Below are 18,547 nucleotides of genomic sequence, written 5' to 3'. Positions count from 1 at the left end.
AATGGGTATATCACTAAATGAGTACAAAGAGGGCCTGTGGGAATTCAGATTAACCTATTATGACCCTATAACTGACCAACGAAAAGAGAGATCTAAAAGAGGATTTAAACGCAAAAAAGATGCAAGAATTGAAGCTCAACGATTAGAAGACCAGTTACTGAATAATTTTGACACAGCTAATCATAACATGTTGCTTAAAGAATATATGGAACATTGGTTAACCGAATACAAAAAGGATGTAGTTCGTAAAAACACTTACAAACTACATCAAACTAATATCAATAAACACATTATACCTTACTTTCAAAATATAAAAATTAAGAATCTTAAACCGACGATGTATCAAAAGTTTCTGAACCATTTATATAATGAAGGATACGCAAAACGAACTGTAGAGATCATTCACGGTACACTGCGAAATGGTTTAGAGAAAGCAAAGCAATTAAATATTATTGATCGAAATCCTGCTGAAGGGGCTACGATAAAAGGTAAGAGTAAAAAACAAACCATTAAATTTATTGATTCATCAGATATATCAAACTTTCTAACAGAAGCTCGTCAGTACGGTTATATTTATTGGATGTTCTATTACTTCTTGATCGAAACAGGTATGCGCAAAGGTGAAGCTGCAGCTATTCAATGGTCCGATATTAATTTCAAAGAGAAGACAGTTCGAATCAACAAATCATTAGACTTTCAAGCGTCCACTAATGATCAGCTGTTTGGCGATACCAAAACATATCGATCAACCAGGACTATCACATTAAGAGATCCATTAATCGATAAATTAAAGTTCCATCTGAAATGGCAAAATGAAAATAAAAAGACGTTTGGTGACTTGTATCATCATGATTTCAATTTGGTCTTATGTCGTGATGACGGTAACTACATGCCTAAAAGCTCACTATTCAATTCTTTTGAACGCATATTAAAAAGAGCTGGATTACCCAAACTACCTATTCACTCTTTGCGTCATACTCATGTTGTTATTTTAATGGAATCTGGTTGGAATGACTACAAACAGATTCAAGAACGTTTAGGACATGGTAGTTACCAAATCACAGCAGATGTTTATGCTCATATTTCTGACCGAATAAATCAAGAAGGTATGCAGAAATATGATGATTATATGAAAACAATCCTAAAAGAATAATTTTTGTGGGAAATCTGTGGGAATACACCTCAATCCACTACCCTCTCAAAAACTTCCCACAATAAAAAAATCCCCTTAACCATTTTCATGGCAAGGGAATTCGGAAATTAGTAAGTGCTTAAATATTGTTCTCTCTCCCATGGGTGAACTTGTGTTCTAAACATATCCCATTCGATTTCTTTTGCTTCTAAGAAGTGCTCAGTTAAGTGCTCACCAAGAGCTTCTTTAATCACATCGTCTGAATTTAAGTATTGTAACGCATCATAAAGTGTTGCTGGCAAATCTTGAACACCATTTGCTTCACGTTCTGCTTTATCCATCACATAAATGTTACGGTCGACTGGTTCTGGAGCTGTTAGTTTGTTTTCAACACCATCTAAACCTGCTGCTAACATAACAGACATAGCCATGTATGGATTGGCTGCTGGGTCAACACTTCGTACTTCAATACGTGTACTTAAACCTCGAGATGAAGGAACACGCACTAATGGACTACGGTTTTGACCAGACCATGCTACATAACAAGGTGCTTCGTAACCTGGCACTAAACGCTTATACGAGTTAACAGTTGGGTTTGTCACAGCTGTGAAGTTAACCGCATGTTTGATGATACCTGCTGTAAATTGATGTGCAACTTCACTTAATTGTTCATCCGCATTTTCATCATAAAAGGCATTTTCTTTGCCAGCAAATAATGACATGTTTGCGTGCATTCCTGAACCGTTCACGCCGAATAATGGCTTAGGCATGAATGTCGCATGTAATCCGTGTTTACGAGCGATCGTCTTAACGACGAGCTTGAACGTTTGGATATCGTCACAGTGCTTAACCGCATCAGAATATTTAAAGTCAATTTCGTGTTGTCCTGGCGCAACCTCGTGGTGTGAAGCTTCGATTTCAAAGCCCATTTCCTCTAGTTCTAATACGATATCGCGACGGCAGTTTTCACCTAAGTCTGTTGGAGCTAAGTCAAAATAGCCACCTTTATCGTTTAGTTCCATTGTCGGCTCACCGCGTTCATCTAATTTGAATAAGAAGAACTCTGGCTCTGTACCAATATTAAATGCTGTATACCCGAGTTTTTCCATGCGCTCTAAATTACGCTTTAAGTTATAACGTGGGCAACCTTCAAATGGTGTGCCATCTGGATTATAAATGTCACAAATAAAACGTGCTACTTTACCTTTTTCAGATGTCCATGGAAAGACAACGAATGAATCTAAATCTGGATGTAGTAACATATCTGATTCTTCAATACGTACAAAGCCTTCAATTGAAGAACCATCAAACATCATTTGATTATCAAGTGCTTTATCTAGCTGACTGAGTGGGATTTCAACGTTCTTGATGGTGCCTAATAAATCCGTGAATTGTAAACGAATAAATCGAACGTTTTCCTCCTCTATACGTTTGTAAATCTCTTCTTTTGTAAATTTAACCAAAATAAACGCCTCCTCAAATTTATTCAGTTAATGGTAGAACCGCGAAAGCTCTCCCTTAACAAGTGATGATTGATTCATATAACCAGACTCCATCAACTCACGTCGTAACATTTTGTGTAAGTCTTTTTCTGACATTTTCTCAGTCTCTTCTGAAGCCGGTTCTTTCTGGTTATGTTGTTCGTGTTGTTCTGTTTTAACTTTCAAGACTTGTTTGATGCCGGCAAGATTGACGCCTTGATCGATCAATTCTTTAATTTCGAGTAAACGATCGACATCGTAAAAGGAAAACAAACGTCTATTTCCCTGTGAACGAACAGGCAAAACTAACTCTTTATCCTCGTAATACCTAACTTGACGAGCGCTTAGCTCAGTTAAATCCGTTACAACGCTCATCGAGAATAGTGGGAGTGCCTTACGATCTTGATCAGCCATCACCAACACCTCCAATATAGATAATATTATATGCAAAGTTATAAGATATGTCAACAGATGTTAAGAAAGTTAACATAAAAAATAAGAAGTACAAAATTCGTACTCCTTACAAATAGTTAAGTTGTTTTAAAGCTGAAATAATAGCTAGTTTAACATGTTCATATGTTAAACCACCTTGAACATACAACGTATAAGGCGCGCGGATAGGTCCGTCAGCTGTTAACTCTAAACTAGCTCCTTGAATAAACGTCCCTGCTGCCATAATAACTTCATGATCATACCCAGGCATAGCACTTGGTTGCGGTGTTACATAGGCATTAACTGGCGATTGCTGTTGAATAATTTGCGCGAATTCAACCATATCATCTTTAGATTGAAAGGTAATGGATTGAATTAAATCAGTACGTGGTTCATCTTGATTAGGATTTGTTGTGAACCCAAGTTTACATAATAATGTTGCGGTAAAGTAAGAACCTTTCAGTGCTTCACCTACTGTATGGGGAGCTAAAAATAATCCTTGGAACATTTCTTGCAAACTATTTAATGATGCGCCTGTTTCCTTACCTAATCCAGGCGCTGTTAAACGATTGGCGCACTTTTCAATTAAATGTTGCCGTCCAGCTATGTATCCTCCAGTTCGTACAATGCCCGCTCCAGGGTTTTTAATCAATGAACCAGCTATTAGATCTGCACCCACTTCTGTTGGTTCTGCAGTTTCAACAAATTCTCCGTAGCAATTATCGACAAAGACAATCACATTCGGGTCAATTGATTTTACAAACTCAATCATTTTTTTGATATCTTCAATCATAAACGATGGCCTATCTGCGTACCCCTTTGAGCGTTGAATCATAACCATTTTAGTCCGTTCATTCAGAGATTGACTTATCAATTCAAAGTCTACGCCCCCACTTTCAGTCAGTTCCACTTCTTTATAATGAATGCCAAAGTCCGTTAAAGAACCATCCGCTTCACCTGATGCACCAATCACACCTTGTAGTGTGTCATAAGGCGCTCCTGTAATACTTAATAATTCATCGTCTGGGCGTAATATGCCGAATAACGTCGTCGAAATAGCGTGTGTACCCGATACGATTTGAGGACGTACTAAAGCATCTTCCGTTTGAAATACTGAGGCATAAAGTGCTTCAAGTTTCTCGCGCCCCAGATCATCATACCCATACCCTGTAGTTGGGTTAAAATGAATATCAGCAATGTGCTGCTCTTGAAAGGCTTGAAGCACTTTGGTCTGATTGAGTGTCACAGATTGTCCTATTTGATTAAATTGATCTGCTAATTTCGTTTCAACTTCATGTATCGTTTGCCAATCTTGTTCGTTCATATGTCCTCACCTTTTTGTTAATGTTGTATGAATAGGGGAACCTTCTGGAACATATCCCTCTAATTCAAATTGTTCTTGATCTTCATTGAACTGTTCGTGTTTGACGATTGTTTCTCGTTTTAATTGATTCAGTAGTTTCCCCTCACTACTTGAAAGAGAAACACGATAATGCGTCCAGTTGTTAAGTAGTGCTTGTTCAATTTCTTGTTTTAAATCATCATAATCAGATGGTTCTAGCGCAGACATTTTAACGCTTGGTGTCGAATAAGGGATGACTTCGTCAGTAATTAAATCCACTTTGTTATAAACCGTCAACATAGGTATATCACCAGCACCTAATTCATCAAGAATGTTATAGACGGTCTTTTCCTGCTCAACTGATTCCTCATTAGATGCATCAACCACATGCAAAATAAAATCAGCTTCTACAACTTCTTCAAGTGTGGAACGAAATGCTGCAATCAATGTTGTGGGTAGATCTTGAATAAATCCGACCGTATCAGATATTAAGAATTCAAAACCACTTGGTAGAGTGATTTGTCGTGTTAAAGGGTCTAAGGTTGCGAACAGTTTATCTTCTTCCAATGAACCTGTTTCACTTAACCGATTGAAAATAGTTGATTTGCCCGCGTTTGTATAGCCAACAACAGCCATTTGAAAGGCTGAATTTTTCTTGCGACGCTGACGATACTGATCTCGCTGTTTAGCCACTTGTTCTAAAGCGCGCTTAACTTCTGTAATCCGTCGACGAATATGGCGCTGATCGGTTTCTAATTTGGTTTCACCAGGTCCTCGCGTTCCGATTCCACCACCAAGTCGAGAAAGTGATGTACCTTGGCCGTGTAAACGCGGTAATAAATATTGAAGTTGAGCTAATTCGACTTGTAGTTTACCTTCTTTCGTTCGTGCACGCATCGCGAATATATCTAAAATCAACTGAGTGCGGTCAAGAATTTTAATTTCCCATTTATCTTCTAAATTTCTAGACTGTGATGGCGTTAACTCTTGATTGATGATCACGACATCAATCTCATAATGATCAATGTATTGCTTAATTTCTTCTACTTTTCCTGTCCCAATATATAAAGCTGAATGCACTTTATCCCGATTTTGAATGAAGGTTTCATTCACATCGACATCGACTGTATAAGCTAAGGCTTCTAATTCTTCTATAGATGACTCGAATAAATGTTCTGGTGTATCAGGTGTATGACATCCGACTATAATGGCTTGCTCTTTCATAAATGGACTCCTTTATCTTCATATAAGTTTATTGTTAACGAAAACTTGTTCGCAGTCAAACAACATGAAATAAGCCTACCACTTATTTTGTGATAGGCTTAATGATTAACATTATTATTATGAGTCCAAATCAATATTTTTAACCGGTGCAAACGTTGAAATGGCATGTTTAAAAATTAACTGTTGGCGCCCTTCTGTTTCAATTAAAACGGTGAAATTGTCGAAAGATTGAATGATTCCTCTTAGTTGGAAACCATTCGTTAAAAATACCGTTAACTGAACCTTTTCCTTACGTAATTTGTTTAAAAAAGCATCTTGAATGTTCGCTGAATTCGCCATAATTCTTCCTCCTCTATCTATCTCTTAATTATTATTATTCTGCTTGTGATTTAAAAATCCTGCTAAATCTGAAAAAATTGTCTCAAAAGTTTTTTCGTAACGATTAGGATCAATGGTGTACCAATGAACGTCAGGGAGTTTATTGCGATAATAGGTTAGTTGACGCTTCGCAAACCGTCTGGTATTTTGCTTAATTTGACTAATGACGTCATCATACGTCACTTCATTTCGAAAATAGGGAAGCCATTCTTTGTAACCAATGCCTTGCATCGCTTGAATAGCTGCCCCATATGCCTGGTATAACGCAGATACTTCATCGTATAGTCCTTCTTCAATCATCTCATCAACGCGACGATTTATGCGATCATACAGCTGTTCCCGTGGCATATCTAATCCAATCATATAAGGTTGATAAGGGGATGCATTAGACTGTACTTGCTCCAGCTGCGACATCGTTTTCCCCGTCCGCTCATAAACTTCTAATGCTCGAACCACTCTTCTAATATTATGAGGATGGATCCTGTTTGCTTGTTCAGGATCAACCTGCTTTAATTTCTCGTAATAAGGATCAATGCCATTCTGTTCGATTCCTTGCATCATCGAGTCTACATAATCTTGGTTACGGTCAACCTCTGAGAAATTAAAATCATAAAGCGCAGAATGAATATAAAAACCTGTACCACCAACGACAACAGGTAATCGATCTCTTGAAGTCATTTCATCTACTAATGACTTCAAATCCGATTGAAAATGAGCAGCAGAATATTGACCATCTTCTGGTAAGAAATCAATTAAGTGATGATCAACACCATCCGCTTCTTCTGTCGTTACTTTAGCTGTCCCTATATTAAACCCCCGATAAAACTGCATGGAGTCGCCATTAATGACTTCTCCATCAAATCGCTTACTAATTTCTATGCCTAATTTACTTTTACCAACAGCTGTTGGACCGATAACGCTGACAACAATCGGTTTCATACTGCCCCTCATTTCTATTACATAATTCGTTTGAACATCCGTTGAATTTCATAATCACTAAAGTGTACAATGATTGGTCGACCATGTGGGCAAGTATAAGGGTCTTGGCACGACCGTAATTCATCAATCAAATAGTTCATTTCTTGTTGGCTCAAGTAATGATTAGCTTTAATCGAGCGTTTACAAGACATTAAAATCGCTGCTTCTTCTCGTATTTTCTCAATACTGATGCCTTTTTCTTGCGCTAAGTCATCCACCATATCGCGAATGGTTAATTCTTCAGCTCCTTCAGGGAACCAAGTAGGATAAGCTCTTACCAGATAACTCTGATCACCGAATGGTTCTAAGTATAAGCCAATTGATTCCAGCTGTGAACGATTTTCTTCTATCGTGATCGCTTCTTGTGCTGTGAAATCGAACGTCAATGGAACGGATAAAGTCTGCAATTCATGATCAGGTTTACCTAATTTCTTTTTAAAGTACTCATATTTAATCCGTTCTTGAGCAGCATGTTGATCCATTAGATATAAGCCTTGTTCATTTTGAGCAAGAATATAAGTGCCATGTAATTGCCCAATCGGACTTAAAAAGGGAATCCGTTCACTTCCCGCTTCAGTCGAACCAATTGGTGACACTTCTGGTTCCTCTTGTTCTGATCGCGGTTGTGTCTCAGTTGTTGAAACGGGCTGATCGGCTGGTTGGTTTGTTTCAGATTGAAAAGAAGTTAACGATTCAGCAATGTGGTGGTTATTAGTTTGGGAACCTTGACCAACCATTACTTCTTGTTTCGTCTTTTCATTCCTGTTTGTTTGAGTGAAATCTAATGTTGTCTGTTCAGATGGTTCTTGCTTTCGTTGTTTCCCTTCAGGTATCAACTTTTGTTCATGTAAGACGTCGTAGATTGTATCTTTAACCAATTCAAATAAAGCATTTTCCTTACTGAAACGCACTTCCGTTTTAGCTGGATGAACGTTTACATCAACTAAATAAGGATCCATTTCAATTTGCAAGACCACCACAGGATAACGACCGATCGGCAAGAATGTATGGTAACCCTCTAATATTGCCTTATTAATTTTAGGATTTTTAATATAGCGACCATTTACGATTAACGAAATATAATGCCGATTAGCACGGGTGATTTCAGGTTTTCCAATATAACCCGTTAAATTATAGTCTAGAGAATGATTTTCCACTTTGAGCATATTTTTCGCGATATTTGAACCGTAGATTTGTTGAATCGTTTGTAATAATTGGCCATTCCCAGGTGTGAAAAATAGTTTTTTTCCATTATGCTCACATTCAAATCGAATATCAGGGTGTGATAATGCCATACGGTTAATGACATCGGTTAAATGCCCAAGTTCAGTGTGGACTGTTTTCAAATATTTTAACCGTGCAGGCGTATTATAAAACAGATGTTCAACAATGATTTCAGTACCTTGTCGTTTCGTATGTTTTTGATGTTCTTCTACTTTTCCCCCGTGAACCACAAGCTCTGTTCCTGTTTCTTCACCTGTAGACGTTCTTAATGTCAATTGGCTAACCGCTGCGATACTAGCCAATGCTTCACCGCGAAATCCTAAAGTTTCAACGCGAAACAAATCTTTTTCATGAGCGATTTTGCTCGTGGCATGACGACCAAATGCTTTGGGTGCATCAGTTTGTGTCATACCACGCCCATTATCAATAACTTTAATCGAGCGAAGACCAGCTTCTTCAAGTTCTATTTTGATCCACGTACTTCCTGCATCTATACTATTCTCTAATAATTCTTTAATGACAGAAGCGGGACGTTCGACGACTTCACCCGCTGCTATTTTATTTGAAAGGGTGCTCGGTAGTTCGATGATTGAGTTCATTTATACCGTCCCTCCTCTCACTATTATTCCTTCAAACGCTTTTGGAGTGAATGAAGTGTATTCATGGCTTCCATTGGCGTCATTTCCATCAAGTTCAAGTTTTGAATATCTTTATAGACTTCTAACTCCTGATGTGTTGATTCACTAGCTGTTTCTTCAAATAGAGTTAATTGCTGCTCTTGTACTAAATCATCTTTAATTGATTGAGTACTTTCAAATGTCTGTAACAGATAGTTAGCTCGGTCAATAATCTCATCAGGTAGATCCGCTAATTTAGCCACATGAACACCATAGCTTTTGTCTGCTTTTCCAGGTTTAATATGGTGTAAAAAGACGACTTCTCCATCTTGTTCATCCACTTCAACGTGTACATTTTGTAAATGCGTTAAGTGTTCCTCAAGTGTCGTAAGCTCATGATAATGCGTAGCAAATAACGTTTTAGCGCCAACATGATCATGTAAATACTCAACAATAGATTGAGCTAAAGCCATGCCGTCGTATGTGCTTGTCCCTCGACCAATTTCATCAAATAATATCAAACTATGATCAGACGCGTTCGAAACAGCATTTTGAGCTTCTAACATCTCGACCATAAATGTACTTTGACCAGAGACAAGGTCATCCGCCGCACCAATACGCGTGAAAATTTGATCAAAAATCGGTAAGTCCGCCCGGCTTGCGGGTACAAAGCAACCAATTTGCGCCATTATGGCTAGTAAACCAAGTTGCCGCATATAAGTACTTTTACCGGCCATATTAGGCCCTGTAATTAACAGAATATCCGTATCTTCTTCCATGAAAAAGTCATTAGGCACGAACTCTTCTTGCATCACATGTTCAACAACAGGGTGACGAGCACCTTGGACAGCTAAGACCTGCGTATCATTCATGACAGGCTTTAAGTAATTATTCTCTTCACTGACAAATGCAAAGCTCACTAATACATCGATTTCGCTAATTTGTTCAGCAAGACGTTGTAATAAAGGAATATACTGTTTCATTTCCTCACGAATCTCAACAAAGAGATCGTATTCTAAAGCAACACTCTTGTCCTTTGCTTCTAATATTAATTTCTCTTTTTCTTTTAATTCTGGCGTAATAAAGCGCTCAGCATTAGCAAGTGTTTGCTTTCGCTCGTATCGTTCATCATCAATAGAATGTAAGTTGGCTTTCGTTACTTCAATGTAATAGCCGAACACTTTGTTGTAACCTACTTTGAGTGACTTAACGCCTGTTCGTTCACGTTCTGCAGCTTCTAATTCCGCTACCCATTGTCGACCATTACGGGATGCCTCTCGATATTCATCTAATTGACCGTGATAGCCATCCTTTATAATGTCACCTTCTGTAATAAGAATGGGTGGTTCTTCATGTATGCTAGAGTCTAATAGCTGATACATCGCGTCATATGGTGAAATATCACCTAATAAATCAGTAATTAAATCATCATCAAATTGATTAAGCGTCGCTTTTATATCCGGCACTTTTGCTAATGATTTTTTCAGTTGAAGTAAATCACGTGCATTGACATTTCCATATGAGACTCGTCCAGCCAACCGTTCAAGATCATAGACATGTTTAAGTTGATCGCGTAATGCTTCTCTTTCAAAAAACATGGTCATAAGGGACTCCACTTGAGCGTGTCTTTTTTCAATCGTTTCTTTTGATAATAGCGGGCGATCAATCCATTTCTTTAATCGTCTTGCACCCATCGCTGTAGAAGTTCGGTCTAATACAGACAAAAGTGTTCCTTTTTGGCTCTTATCTCGAATGGATTCCATGAGTTCTAAATTGCGTTTAGAATAAAGATCTAATTTCATATATTGTTCAACTGGAACGTATTCTACAGCTTGAAGATGACTTAGAAAACGCTTCTGAGAATGATGAATGTACTGAAATAAGCGGCCAAACCCATTAATAAGCTCTTTGCTTTCTAATCCTTCAACTAGATAATCGAAATCATCCGGAATAGATGTTTCATCTTGGTAAGATAGGGTTACATTTAAATAGGCGCTTAAGGAGGATTGTTCTTCTTCCGGAAAACTCGTCGGAAGCACAATTTCCTTAACAGGCCGATTATAAAGTTCACTAAGAACATCTTTTAATGTGGCTTGCATTTTACTAATAAACGTTTCACCAGTTGTTAGGTCCGCATACGCTACGATATAACCATCAGGTTGATGATCAATTGAAGTTATGTAGTTGTTTTCTGATTCATCTAACATATTCCCTTCCATAACAGTACCTGGTGTTACGATTTGTACGACCTCTCGCTTAACAACACCCTTCGCTGTTTGCGGATCTTCTACTTGCTCACATATTGCAACTTTATAACCTTTATCAATCAGTGTTTTAATATAACTTTCTGCAGAGTGAAAAGGAACCCCGCACATTGGGATTTTTTCATCGCCTCCATCCCGCTGTGTTAAGGTGATTTCAAGTTCCTTTGCAGCTTTTAAAGCATCATCAAAAAATAACTCGTAAAAGTCACCTAAACGAAAAAATAAAAAGGCATCTTTATTTTCATCTTTTACTTTCATATATTGTTCAATCATCGGCGTATATCTTGCCATGTTGGTTCCTCCAATTGTCATGCTCTATCCGACATTATAGCACAAATAATAACTAAAATTAAAAACCATACAGTTGGGAAAACAACTGTATGGTTCAAGTTTATTCGCGGTCAACTTCGATATCTGCTAACTCTGAGTCCAATCCACTAATATCAACTTCATCTTCATCAAAGCCATTTGGTTCAATTTTAGCCCATACTTTAGTTTCACCAATCAGATCCACAACAAACTCACGTTCTAAATCAACGCGTATTTGCTTTTGCTTCTCATCAATTTCGCATTCAAGCGTGTTAGGTTGTTGCGTTGCGCGTGCCACAACATCAAATTGATTGGTTAAACTTTTTTGGTCTTTCATGGAAATTGGTACTTGATCACTATACTGTTTGCGCTCTGTGATAACTTCTGTTTTAGTATTATCGGAATAAGAGTACCAAATATTAATATCATAAGTACCAGTGATATCAACGACATGACCGCGTTTTTTCGCTTCATACTGATGATTGATCACCCAACAACCTAATATACTAGATGGTTTGTAGTTGGGTGAAACATGGTGATGGTCCTCTGTATACTTTTTCCCCTTTCCACAAACTGCTTTCGTAATAATCTCTCGATAGTCTCGACCTGACATATCACGTTCCTCCTTTTTCATTTCGCCACTATATTCTTATGTTAATTGGGCGTTTGATGTGAATCATCTTGTGACGATTAGAAACGTTATAGTGTCATTCATATGCAGTTGCCTAGTTGAGTGTTAATAATAATTGACCAGAATTAAAGAGATTGCACAAATAATAGTCAGTTATACAAAGGACGATTGTTTGAAATAGTTATAAGTAAGCAGTAATAAAGCGGAATCAAAACGCGTAGACGCCTGCGGGAACAGCACGTGTCTCGAGACCCCGCAAGCCCCGCCTTTGGGCTGAGGAGGCTCGAGCCGTGCCCGCGGCAAGCGAAGTGTTTTGATGGAGCGTCATTCAAGCAGAAAACGCGAACGATTTTTATAAAAATCGTTCGCGTTTTATTTTGCATTATTAAATTTTGTCTCAAACACTGTGTTTAATATTTTAGTTCTTTTCCTGTTTCACCTTTTAAAACATTACCGCCTGTTGCACGAATAATTTCATTCGTGACTTCTTCAGCGATCGTTTTGGATACGCGTTGTAGAATATCATTCACAACAACTTGTGTTTCTTTAAATTCCTGGACAACAGGAATTTCATCAAGTTCTTCTTGAAGACGGTCCAGTTCTTCTTCCACTCGTTTTTGAGCTTCAGACTTTTCATAATGCTGTAAATTAACCGCTTGTTTTTGTAAGGCTTTAATCTTTTTAATATAAGCTTGGACTTTATTGTTTTGATTCAATTTTACTTCGAGTTGCTTAAAGCGTTCAATCTCTTCTATTTGTGATAACTTTACAGCTAAATCTTTCGCTTCTTGAACGACTTCTTCTCTTGTATATTGTGCCATTTAATTCACCTCTACAGCTTCTTTAACCATAACGCCGTCTAATGACCACGTTTTAGCTTGAGTAATTTCAACTTCAACAATGTCACCAATTGATGACTTAGGAGCTGTGAAGTTTACTAACTTACTATGCTCCGTATAACCAGCTAAAACGTCAGGGTTGTTTTTACTTTCACCTTCAACAAGGACGTTAACTGTCTGACCTTCATATTTCTTCATTGCTTCTTTCGCATAAGCATTTACTTTATCATTCAAACGATAAAGACGTTGTTTCTTCTCATCTTCGGTAACCTCATCTTTAAACTTATCAGCTGGTGTACCATCACGTGGTGAGAAGATGAATGTATAAGCATGTTCAAAACCAACTTCATCATATAATGTCATGGTATCTTCAAACTGCTCTTCCGTTTCATTTGGGAAGCCAACGATGATATCTGTTGAGAACGTCGCATGCGGAATAGCTTCTTTTATTTTACCGACGAGTTCTAAATATTGTTCGCGTGTATATTTACGTCCCATAAGTTTTAACACATCAGAATTACCTGATTGAACAGGTAGATGAATATGCGGCATTAAATTATCGCCCTTGCCTAAAACTTCAATTAAACGATCGTCAAAATCACGCGGGTGTGATGTCGTGAAACGAACCCGTGGGATATCGATTTTACGAACTTCATCCATTAAATCGCCTAAACCGAAATCAATATCTAAGTCTTTACCATAAGCATTCACGTTCTGACCAAGGAATGTTACTTCTTTATACCCTTGGGCAGCTAAATGACGTACCTCTTGGATAATGTCTTCTGGACGGCGACTACGTTCTTTACCACGCGTATATGGAACAATGCAGTAAGTACAGAATTTATCGCAACCATACATGATATTAACCCATGCTTTAATTTGACCTTTACGACGTTTAGGAAGGTTTTCAATCACGTCACCTTCTTTAGACCAAACTTCAACAACACGCTCTTTACTTAGATAAGCATTTTGCACCAGTTGAGGTAGACGGTGGATATTATGTGTACCAAAAATTAAATCAACATGATGGTGTTTTGCTAAAATGCGATTAACAACTGATTCTTCCTGTGACATACAACCACAAACACCAACAATTAAGTCAGGGTTTTCGACCTTCAATGATTTTAAGTGGCCAAGTTCACCAAACACTTTGTTTTCCGCATTTTCACGAATGGCACAAGTATTAAGTAAAATCATGTCGGCTTCTTTTTGATCGGTTGTTGCTTCATACCCCATCTCTTCTAAGATTCCGGACATAACCTCTGTATCATGTTCGTTCATCTGACAGCCATAAGTACGAATTAAGTATTTCTTGCCAACTCCTAAGTCGCGGAATTGCTCTTCAATTTCAAAATCATCATGATATTGAATATCTTGTTTACCGCGTTTTTGTGCTTTACGTAAGTTAGGTGGTTCGTACGTCGCTTCAAAATATTTAACAAAATCATCTGAAGTTTTTTCCTTCAGACGGTTTAAATTTTTCTCCTCGCTTGCCTGATTTGACGCATGACTTTGTTTAATTTGATTCTGTTCATGTCGTTGTTTTTCGTTCATGACAAGACTCCTTTCCTCTAATACCGAAAACCAGTTCCATACCTATATTCAGTATAAGTGCTCAAACGGATTTTAACAATAATTAGCCGGTAAATACAACCTAAAAAGATTAAAGATGTCATGAATCATTCATAAATTCTATTATAAAAATCGAACAGCATTATCATAACGCATGCGATATACATCATCACTAGGATAATGTTGAGCTAGTTTATGATAAAGATTACGCACAGCTTCGATATCTTCTAATCCTTGGATCGTTTCAGACATACCATCGAAATCAGAACCGAAACTGATGGAATCCCGTCCACCTAACTCATACATATGATTGATATGATGCAGTAATTCTTCAATAGTTACGCCTTCATTTGCCGTGAAATAGGGTACGAATGTTATTCCGACAGGGGCTTTTAGTTTAAAAAATTGCTTTAATTGCTGATCCGAAATGTTTCGCTCATGTTGATAGATGGCTTTTGCATTCGAATGAGAAATCATAGGGCGATCAGCTAGCTCTAAAACATCATCAATACCTGCTGGTGATAGATGAGAACAATCCACAAAGGCATCATATTCATTAATAATCTGAACTGCCTCTTTACCTAAAGTAGTTAATCCTAATTCTTCATGATCCACACAAGTTCCTGAAAGGGCATTAACGTTATTCCAAGTGAGACCAACAGCCCGTACGCCGAGCCGTAGTAATGTTCTTAACCTCATTAAATCTTCACCAATAACATGGCATCCTTCTAACGTTAAAACAGCCCCTTTTTCATGTGGGCTTAAAGCCTCAACGTCTTCTTTAGTTTGGACCCATTTAACTTCAGGATAAGGTTTAATAATTTTTTCATGAAAAAGATCAATCATCTCAAGTGCACTCTGAAAATAATCTTGATTCGTCTCAGGTGGAACAAAGATCGCAAAGTATTGTACTTGAACTGGGCTGTTAAGCCATTTGTTATATGAGATATGTAAGTCATCATTATTGAAAGATTTATGTGGTTCCTCCCAGAGTTTCATTAAAACATCGCAGTGCATATCAATCATATTATTCATCTCCTTATATATGGTCTATACGCGCAAGCATACATGATATCGCTATCACTATGCACTAACAATATTTGGACAAAAATAAAAGTACAAAGCTTTGAAAGCCTTGTACTTTTTGTTGAGTCCCTTATCTTGGTTCAACAATTAATTTAATTGCTGTGCGTTCTTCCTGTTCGATCGTAATGTCTGTAAATGCTGGAATACAAATTAAGTCTACACCACTAGGAGCAACAAATCCTCGTGCGATGGCGACAGCTTTCACTGCTTGGTTAAGAGCACCAGCTCCTATAGCTTGAATTTCTGCAGAACCTCTTTCACGTAACACATTTGCTAAAGCACCTGCAACTGAGTTCGGATTTGACTTTGATGATACTTTGAGTATTTCCATTCCTAGTTCCTCCTTCAATTACTATAATGATCTCATCATTAATCTATTCAGCATTTTTACGACCTATTCCTTTTATTATGAATGAATTGTCGGAAAAATTCAAATAATCCACTCATTCAAAATTTAAATGATCGTCATTCACTAGGATTCGTTCAATCTTTTTAGCTTCACCTGTGTTTTGATCAACATCAATCACAACGCCACTTAAAACAGTTTGATCTGTTTCTGGTACATCAAACTTAACGGGAAGTCCTGTTTTAAACTTACGAATAACAGCATCTTTATCTACACCTAGGATACTATTATACGGGCCTGTCATTCCGACATCTGTAATATAAGCTGTTCGATTAGGTAGAATGCGATTATCTGACGTTTGAATATGTGTGTGTGTCCCAACGACAGCACTCGCACGACCATCTAGATACCAACCCATGGCCTGTTTTTCACTAGTTGCTTCAGCATGAAAATCCACAAAGATAATATGTGCATTCCGTTTAGCCTGTTCAATTAACCCATCAACGACTGTAAATGGATCATCAATCGGATTCATAAACGTACGACCTTGTGCATTAATGATGGCTATTTTAGTTTTCCCAATTTTAGCGTATTGCATTCCTTTTCCAGGTGTTCCTTCAGGAAAATTTGCAGGCCTAACTAACTGATCAGTGTCATCTATGAAATCAAATACTTCTTTTTTATCCCAAGCGTGATTACCCAAGGTGACCATATCAGCACCCCACTCAAGAATCTGATGGTAAATCTTTTTCGTGATCCCTTTTCCATGTGCAGCGTTTTCACCATTCACTATTGTAAAATCAGCACGGTGTTGTTTTTTAAGTTGTGTGATTTGTTGTTGTAATGCGTCGCGACCAGGTTTCCCAACAATATCTCCAATAAATAAAATTTTCATAATTTTATCCTTTCCTTATCTTCTCTAGTAAATCGTTACATACTTTCTCTCCGTAGTCAAAATAAAAAAGACGGCTGTTAAGCCGTCTTTTTACTTCGCATAGTCAACTGCTCGCGTTTCGCGAACGACTGTTACTTTAATGTGACCAGGATAATCTAAACCTTCTTCGATCTTATGACGAATGTCACGCGCTAACGTAACAGCTGTTGCATCATCAATAGCATCCGGACGAACCATAATTCGTACTTCACGTCCAGCTTGAATCGCAAATGATTTCTCAACACCTTCATATGAGTCCGCAATTTCTTCTAGTTTTTCAAGTCGTTTAATATAATTTTCTAATGACTCACTTCTAGCTCCAGGTCGTGCAGCTGATAATGCGTCAGCCGCAGCTACAATAACAGAAATAACGCTTGTTGCTTCCTCATCACCATGGTGTGAGGCAACAGAATTAATAACTGTTTCATTTTCCTTGTATTTCTGTGCTAGTTCTTTACCAATTTCAACGTGACTTCCTTCGACTTCGTGGTCTACGGCTTTACCAATATCGTGTAATAAACCGGCACGTCGAGCTAGTTGTTCGTCTTCACCTAACTCAGCTGCTAGAAGACCTGATAGATAGGCTACTTCTAATGAGTGTTTCAAGACGTTTTGGCCATAGCTTGTACGATATTTCAAACGACCAAGAATCTTAACCAGATCAGGATGAATACCATGAGCACCAATATCGAAGGTTGCTTCTTCACCCACTTCGCGAATGTATTCATCTACTTCACGACGAGATTTCTCAACCATCTCTTCTATTCGAGCTGGGTGGATACGACCATCTTGTACTAGATTTTCTAATGCAATTCGAGCAATTTCACGTCGAATTGGGTCAAAACCAGATAAAATAACGGCTTCAGGTGTATCATCAATAATTAAATCAATACCTGTTAATGTTTCAAGTGTACGGATATTACGACCCTCACGACCGATAATCCGTCCTTTCATCTCATCGTTCGGTAAATTCACAACAGAGACTGTCGTTTCAGAAACGTGTTCTGCTGCAAGACGTTGAATAGCAAGAGATAGAATATTTTTCGCTTTCTTATCTGCTTCTTCTTTCGCCTTAGTTTCCTCACGTTTAATGATCATAGCTGTTTCATGAGACATGTCATTTTCCACACGGTCTATAATCACTTGCTTAGCTTGTTCTTCTGTTAATCCAGAAATACGTTCAAGTTCAGCCTGTTGTGTAGTCATCATTTCTTCCACTTTGCTTTCAGCTTCATTAAGTTGTTGTTGCTTTTCATTTAATGAATTCTCTTTGTTTTCTAACGTAAGCTCACGTTTATCTAACGTTTCACTCTTACGATCGAGGGTTTCCTCCTTTTGCATCAGCCGATTCTCTTGTTTTTGCACTTCATTACGACGTTCGCGTAGCTCTTGTTCTTGTTCTTGCCTTAAGCGATTTGTTTCATCTTGCGCCTCTAACAGTGCTTCTTTCTTCGCTGCTTCAGCATTCCGACGACCTTCATCTTCAAGTTTTCGAGCAAATTCTTCAGCACTCGAAATCTTCGCTTCAGCTATTGAACGACGAATAAAATAACCAACAACAGTACCGACAACCAAAGCTAGCAAAATGGAGATGATTAACGTTACCATACTATCCATACTTTCACCTCCTCTTGCTATAAAATTGTTTCACTCTTTCATTTCATTTCAGTCGGTAATGTACAATCATTCATCATAAGCATTAAAGTATAAAATGAAAATTATACATATTAATTTTAAGCCTGTCTAGCACTCATGTCA

Annotated in this window: 16 protein-coding genes; 1 reads left to right on the top strand and 15 read right to left on the bottom strand. The window is 37.8% G+C overall.

Annotated features, from left to right (window positions below):
* Position 1 precedes the first annotated feature (1 nt).
* Positions 2-1,153 (top strand): site-specific integrase, encoded by a 1,152-nt coding sequence (locus FHR85_RS01185; protein ID WP_167260201.1) that lies wholly within the window; start codon positions 2-4, stop codon positions 1,151-1,153.
* Between the two features lie 107 nt (positions 1,154-1,260).
* On the opposite strand, the gene glnA is transcribed toward FHR85_RS01185, so the two are convergent.
* The 15 genes from glnA to rny all read right to left on the bottom strand — a co-directional run bounded on the left by glnA (position 1,261) and on the right by rny (position 18,406).
* Positions 1,261-2,595, bottom strand: coding sequence for a type I glutamate--ammonia ligase (gene glnA / locus FHR85_RS01180; protein WP_208379565.1), 1,335 nt, complete (start codon positions 2,593-2,595; stop codon positions 1,261-1,263).
* 27 nt (positions 2,596-2,622) lie between these two features.
* Positions 2,623-3,027, bottom strand: a complete 405-nt coding sequence (locus tag FHR85_RS01175; protein WP_167260199.1) for a MerR family transcriptional regulator — start codon at positions 3,025-3,027, stop codon at positions 2,623-2,625.
* A gap of 106 nt (positions 3,028-3,133) precedes the next feature.
* Positions 3,134-4,369 carry a methionine gamma-lyase family protein gene (locus FHR85_RS01170; RefSeq protein WP_167260197.1) on the bottom strand — a complete coding sequence of 412 codons (1,236 nt, stop codon included), beginning with the start codon at positions 4,367-4,369 and terminating at the stop codon, positions 3,134-3,136.
* A gap of 6 nt (positions 4,370-4,375) precedes the next feature.
* Entirely contained in the window at positions 4,376-5,611 is a 1,236-nt protein-coding gene (hflX, locus tag FHR85_RS01165; protein ID WP_167260195.1) for a GTPase HflX, read from the bottom strand.
* 117 nt (positions 5,612-5,728) lie between these two features.
* Complete coding sequence (gene hfq, locus FHR85_RS01160) at positions 5,729-5,950, bottom strand: RNA chaperone Hfq (protein WP_167260193.1); 222 nt, start codon at positions 5,948-5,950, stop codon at positions 5,729-5,731.
* A gap of 24 nt (positions 5,951-5,974) precedes the next feature.
* Positions 5,975-6,928, bottom strand: coding sequence for a tRNA (adenosine(37)-N6)-dimethylallyltransferase MiaA (gene miaA / locus FHR85_RS01155; RefSeq protein WP_167260191.1), 954 nt, complete (start codon positions 6,926-6,928; stop codon positions 5,975-5,977).
* A 17-nt stretch (positions 6,929-6,945) separates the two neighbouring features.
* Positions 6,946-8,790 (bottom strand): DNA mismatch repair endonuclease MutL, encoded by a 1,845-nt coding sequence (mutL, locus tag FHR85_RS01150; RefSeq protein ID WP_167260189.1) that lies wholly within the window; start codon positions 8,788-8,790, stop codon positions 6,946-6,948.
* A gap of 23 nt (positions 8,791-8,813) precedes the next feature.
* Entirely contained in the window at positions 8,814-11,363 is a 2,550-nt protein-coding gene (gene mutS, locus FHR85_RS01145; protein ID WP_167260187.1) for a DNA mismatch repair protein MutS, read from the bottom strand.
* A 100-nt stretch (positions 11,364-11,463) separates the two neighbouring features.
* Positions 11,464-11,994, bottom strand: a complete 531-nt coding sequence (cotE, locus tag FHR85_RS01140) for an outer spore coat protein CotE (protein WP_167260185.1) — start codon at positions 11,992-11,994, stop codon at positions 11,464-11,466.
* Between the two features lie 428 nt (positions 11,995-12,422).
* Positions 12,423-12,833, bottom strand: a complete 411-nt coding sequence (locus tag FHR85_RS01135) for a YlbF/YmcA family competence regulator (RefSeq protein ID WP_167260183.1) — start codon at positions 12,831-12,833, stop codon at positions 12,423-12,425.
* On the bottom strand, positions 12,834-14,405 hold the full coding sequence (gene miaB / locus FHR85_RS01130; RefSeq protein ID WP_167260181.1) for a tRNA (N6-isopentenyl adenosine(37)-C2)-methylthiotransferase MiaB: 1,572 nt from the start codon (positions 14,403-14,405) through the stop codon (positions 12,834-12,836). It lies immediately after the preceding gene.
* 141 nt (positions 14,406-14,546) lie between these two features.
* On the bottom strand, positions 14,547-15,449 hold the full coding sequence (locus tag FHR85_RS01125) for a dipeptidase (RefSeq protein ID WP_167260179.1): 903 nt from the start codon (positions 15,447-15,449) through the stop codon (positions 14,547-14,549).
* A gap of 130 nt (positions 15,450-15,579) precedes the next feature.
* Positions 15,580-15,840: a stage V sporulation protein S gene (locus FHR85_RS01120; RefSeq protein ID WP_017186088.1), complete on the bottom strand. Its 261-nt coding sequence runs from the start codon at positions 15,838-15,840 to the stop codon at positions 15,580-15,582.
* A gap of 112 nt (positions 15,841-15,952) precedes the next feature.
* Complete coding sequence (locus FHR85_RS01115) at positions 15,953-16,750, bottom strand: TIGR00282 family metallophosphoesterase (RefSeq protein ID WP_167260177.1); 798 nt, start codon at positions 16,748-16,750, stop codon at positions 15,953-15,955.
* A 90-nt stretch (positions 16,751-16,840) separates the two neighbouring features.
* Complete coding sequence (gene rny / locus FHR85_RS01110; RefSeq protein ID WP_167260175.1) at positions 16,841-18,406, bottom strand: ribonuclease Y; 1,566 nt, start codon at positions 18,404-18,406, stop codon at positions 16,841-16,843.
* Positions 18,407-18,547: the final 141 nt, after the last annotated feature.

The sequence above is a fragment of the Alkalibacillus almallahensis genome (genome assembly GCF_011761495.1).
GTDB classification, from domain to species: Bacteria; Bacillota; Bacilli; order Bacillales; family Alkalibacillaceae; genus Alkalibacillus; species Alkalibacillus almallahensis.
Note: the sequence above shows the minus strand (reverse complement) of the source record. Positions and strands in the feature narration are given on the sequence as shown.

Excerpts from the sequence above, each read along its gene's own strand:
- FHR85_RS01185 (WP_167260201.1), top strand. The coding sequence starts at position 2 with ATGGGTATATCACTAAATGAGTACAAAGAGGGCCTGTGGGAATTCAGA.
- FHR85_RS01175 (WP_167260199.1), bottom strand. The coding sequence starts at position 3,027 with ATGGCTGATCAAGATCGTAAGGCACTCCCACTATTCTCGATGAGCGTT.
- FHR85_RS01170 (WP_167260197.1), bottom strand. The coding sequence starts at position 4,369 with ATGAACGAACAAGATTGGCAAACGATACATGAAGTTGAAACGAAATTA.
- hflX (WP_167260195.1), bottom strand. The coding sequence starts at position 5,611 with ATGAAAGAGCAAGCCATTATAGTCGGATGTCATACACCTGATACACCA.
- hfq (WP_167260193.1), bottom strand. The coding sequence starts at position 5,950 with ATGGCGAATTCAGCGAACATTCAAGATGCTTTTTTAAACAAATTACGT.
- miaA (WP_167260191.1), bottom strand. The coding sequence starts at position 6,928 with ATGAAACCGATTGTTGTCAGCGTTATCGGTCCAACAGCTGTTGGTAAA.
- mutL (WP_167260189.1), bottom strand. The coding sequence starts at position 8,790 with ATGAACTCAATCATCGAACTACCGAGCACCCTTTCAAATAAAATAGCA.
- mutS (WP_167260187.1), bottom strand. The coding sequence starts at position 11,363 with ATGGCAAGATATACGCCGATGATTGAACAATATATGAAAGTAAAAGAT.
- cotE (WP_167260185.1), bottom strand. The coding sequence starts at position 11,994 with ATGTCAGGTCGAGACTATCGAGAGATTATTACGAAAGCAGTTTGTGGA.
- FHR85_RS01135 (WP_167260183.1), bottom strand. The coding sequence starts at position 12,833 with ATGGCACAATATACAAGAGAAGAAGTCGTTCAAGAAGCGAAAGATTTA.
- miaB (WP_167260181.1), bottom strand. The coding sequence starts at position 14,405 with ATGAACGAAAAACAACGACATGAACAGAATCAAATTAAACAAAGTCAT.
- FHR85_RS01125 (WP_167260179.1), bottom strand. The coding sequence starts at position 15,449 with ATGATTGATATGCACTGCGATGTTTTAATGAAACTCTGGGAGGAACCA.
- FHR85_RS01120 (WP_017186088.1), bottom strand. The coding sequence starts at position 15,840 with ATGGAAATACTCAAAGTATCATCAAAGTCAAATCCGAACTCAGTTGCA.
- FHR85_RS01115 (WP_167260177.1), bottom strand. The coding sequence starts at position 16,750 with ATGAAAATTTTATTTATTGGAGATATTGTTGGGAAACCTGGTCGCGAC.
- rny (WP_167260175.1), bottom strand. The coding sequence starts at position 18,406 with ATGGATAGTATGGTAACGTTAATCATCTCCATTTTGCTAGCTTTGGTT.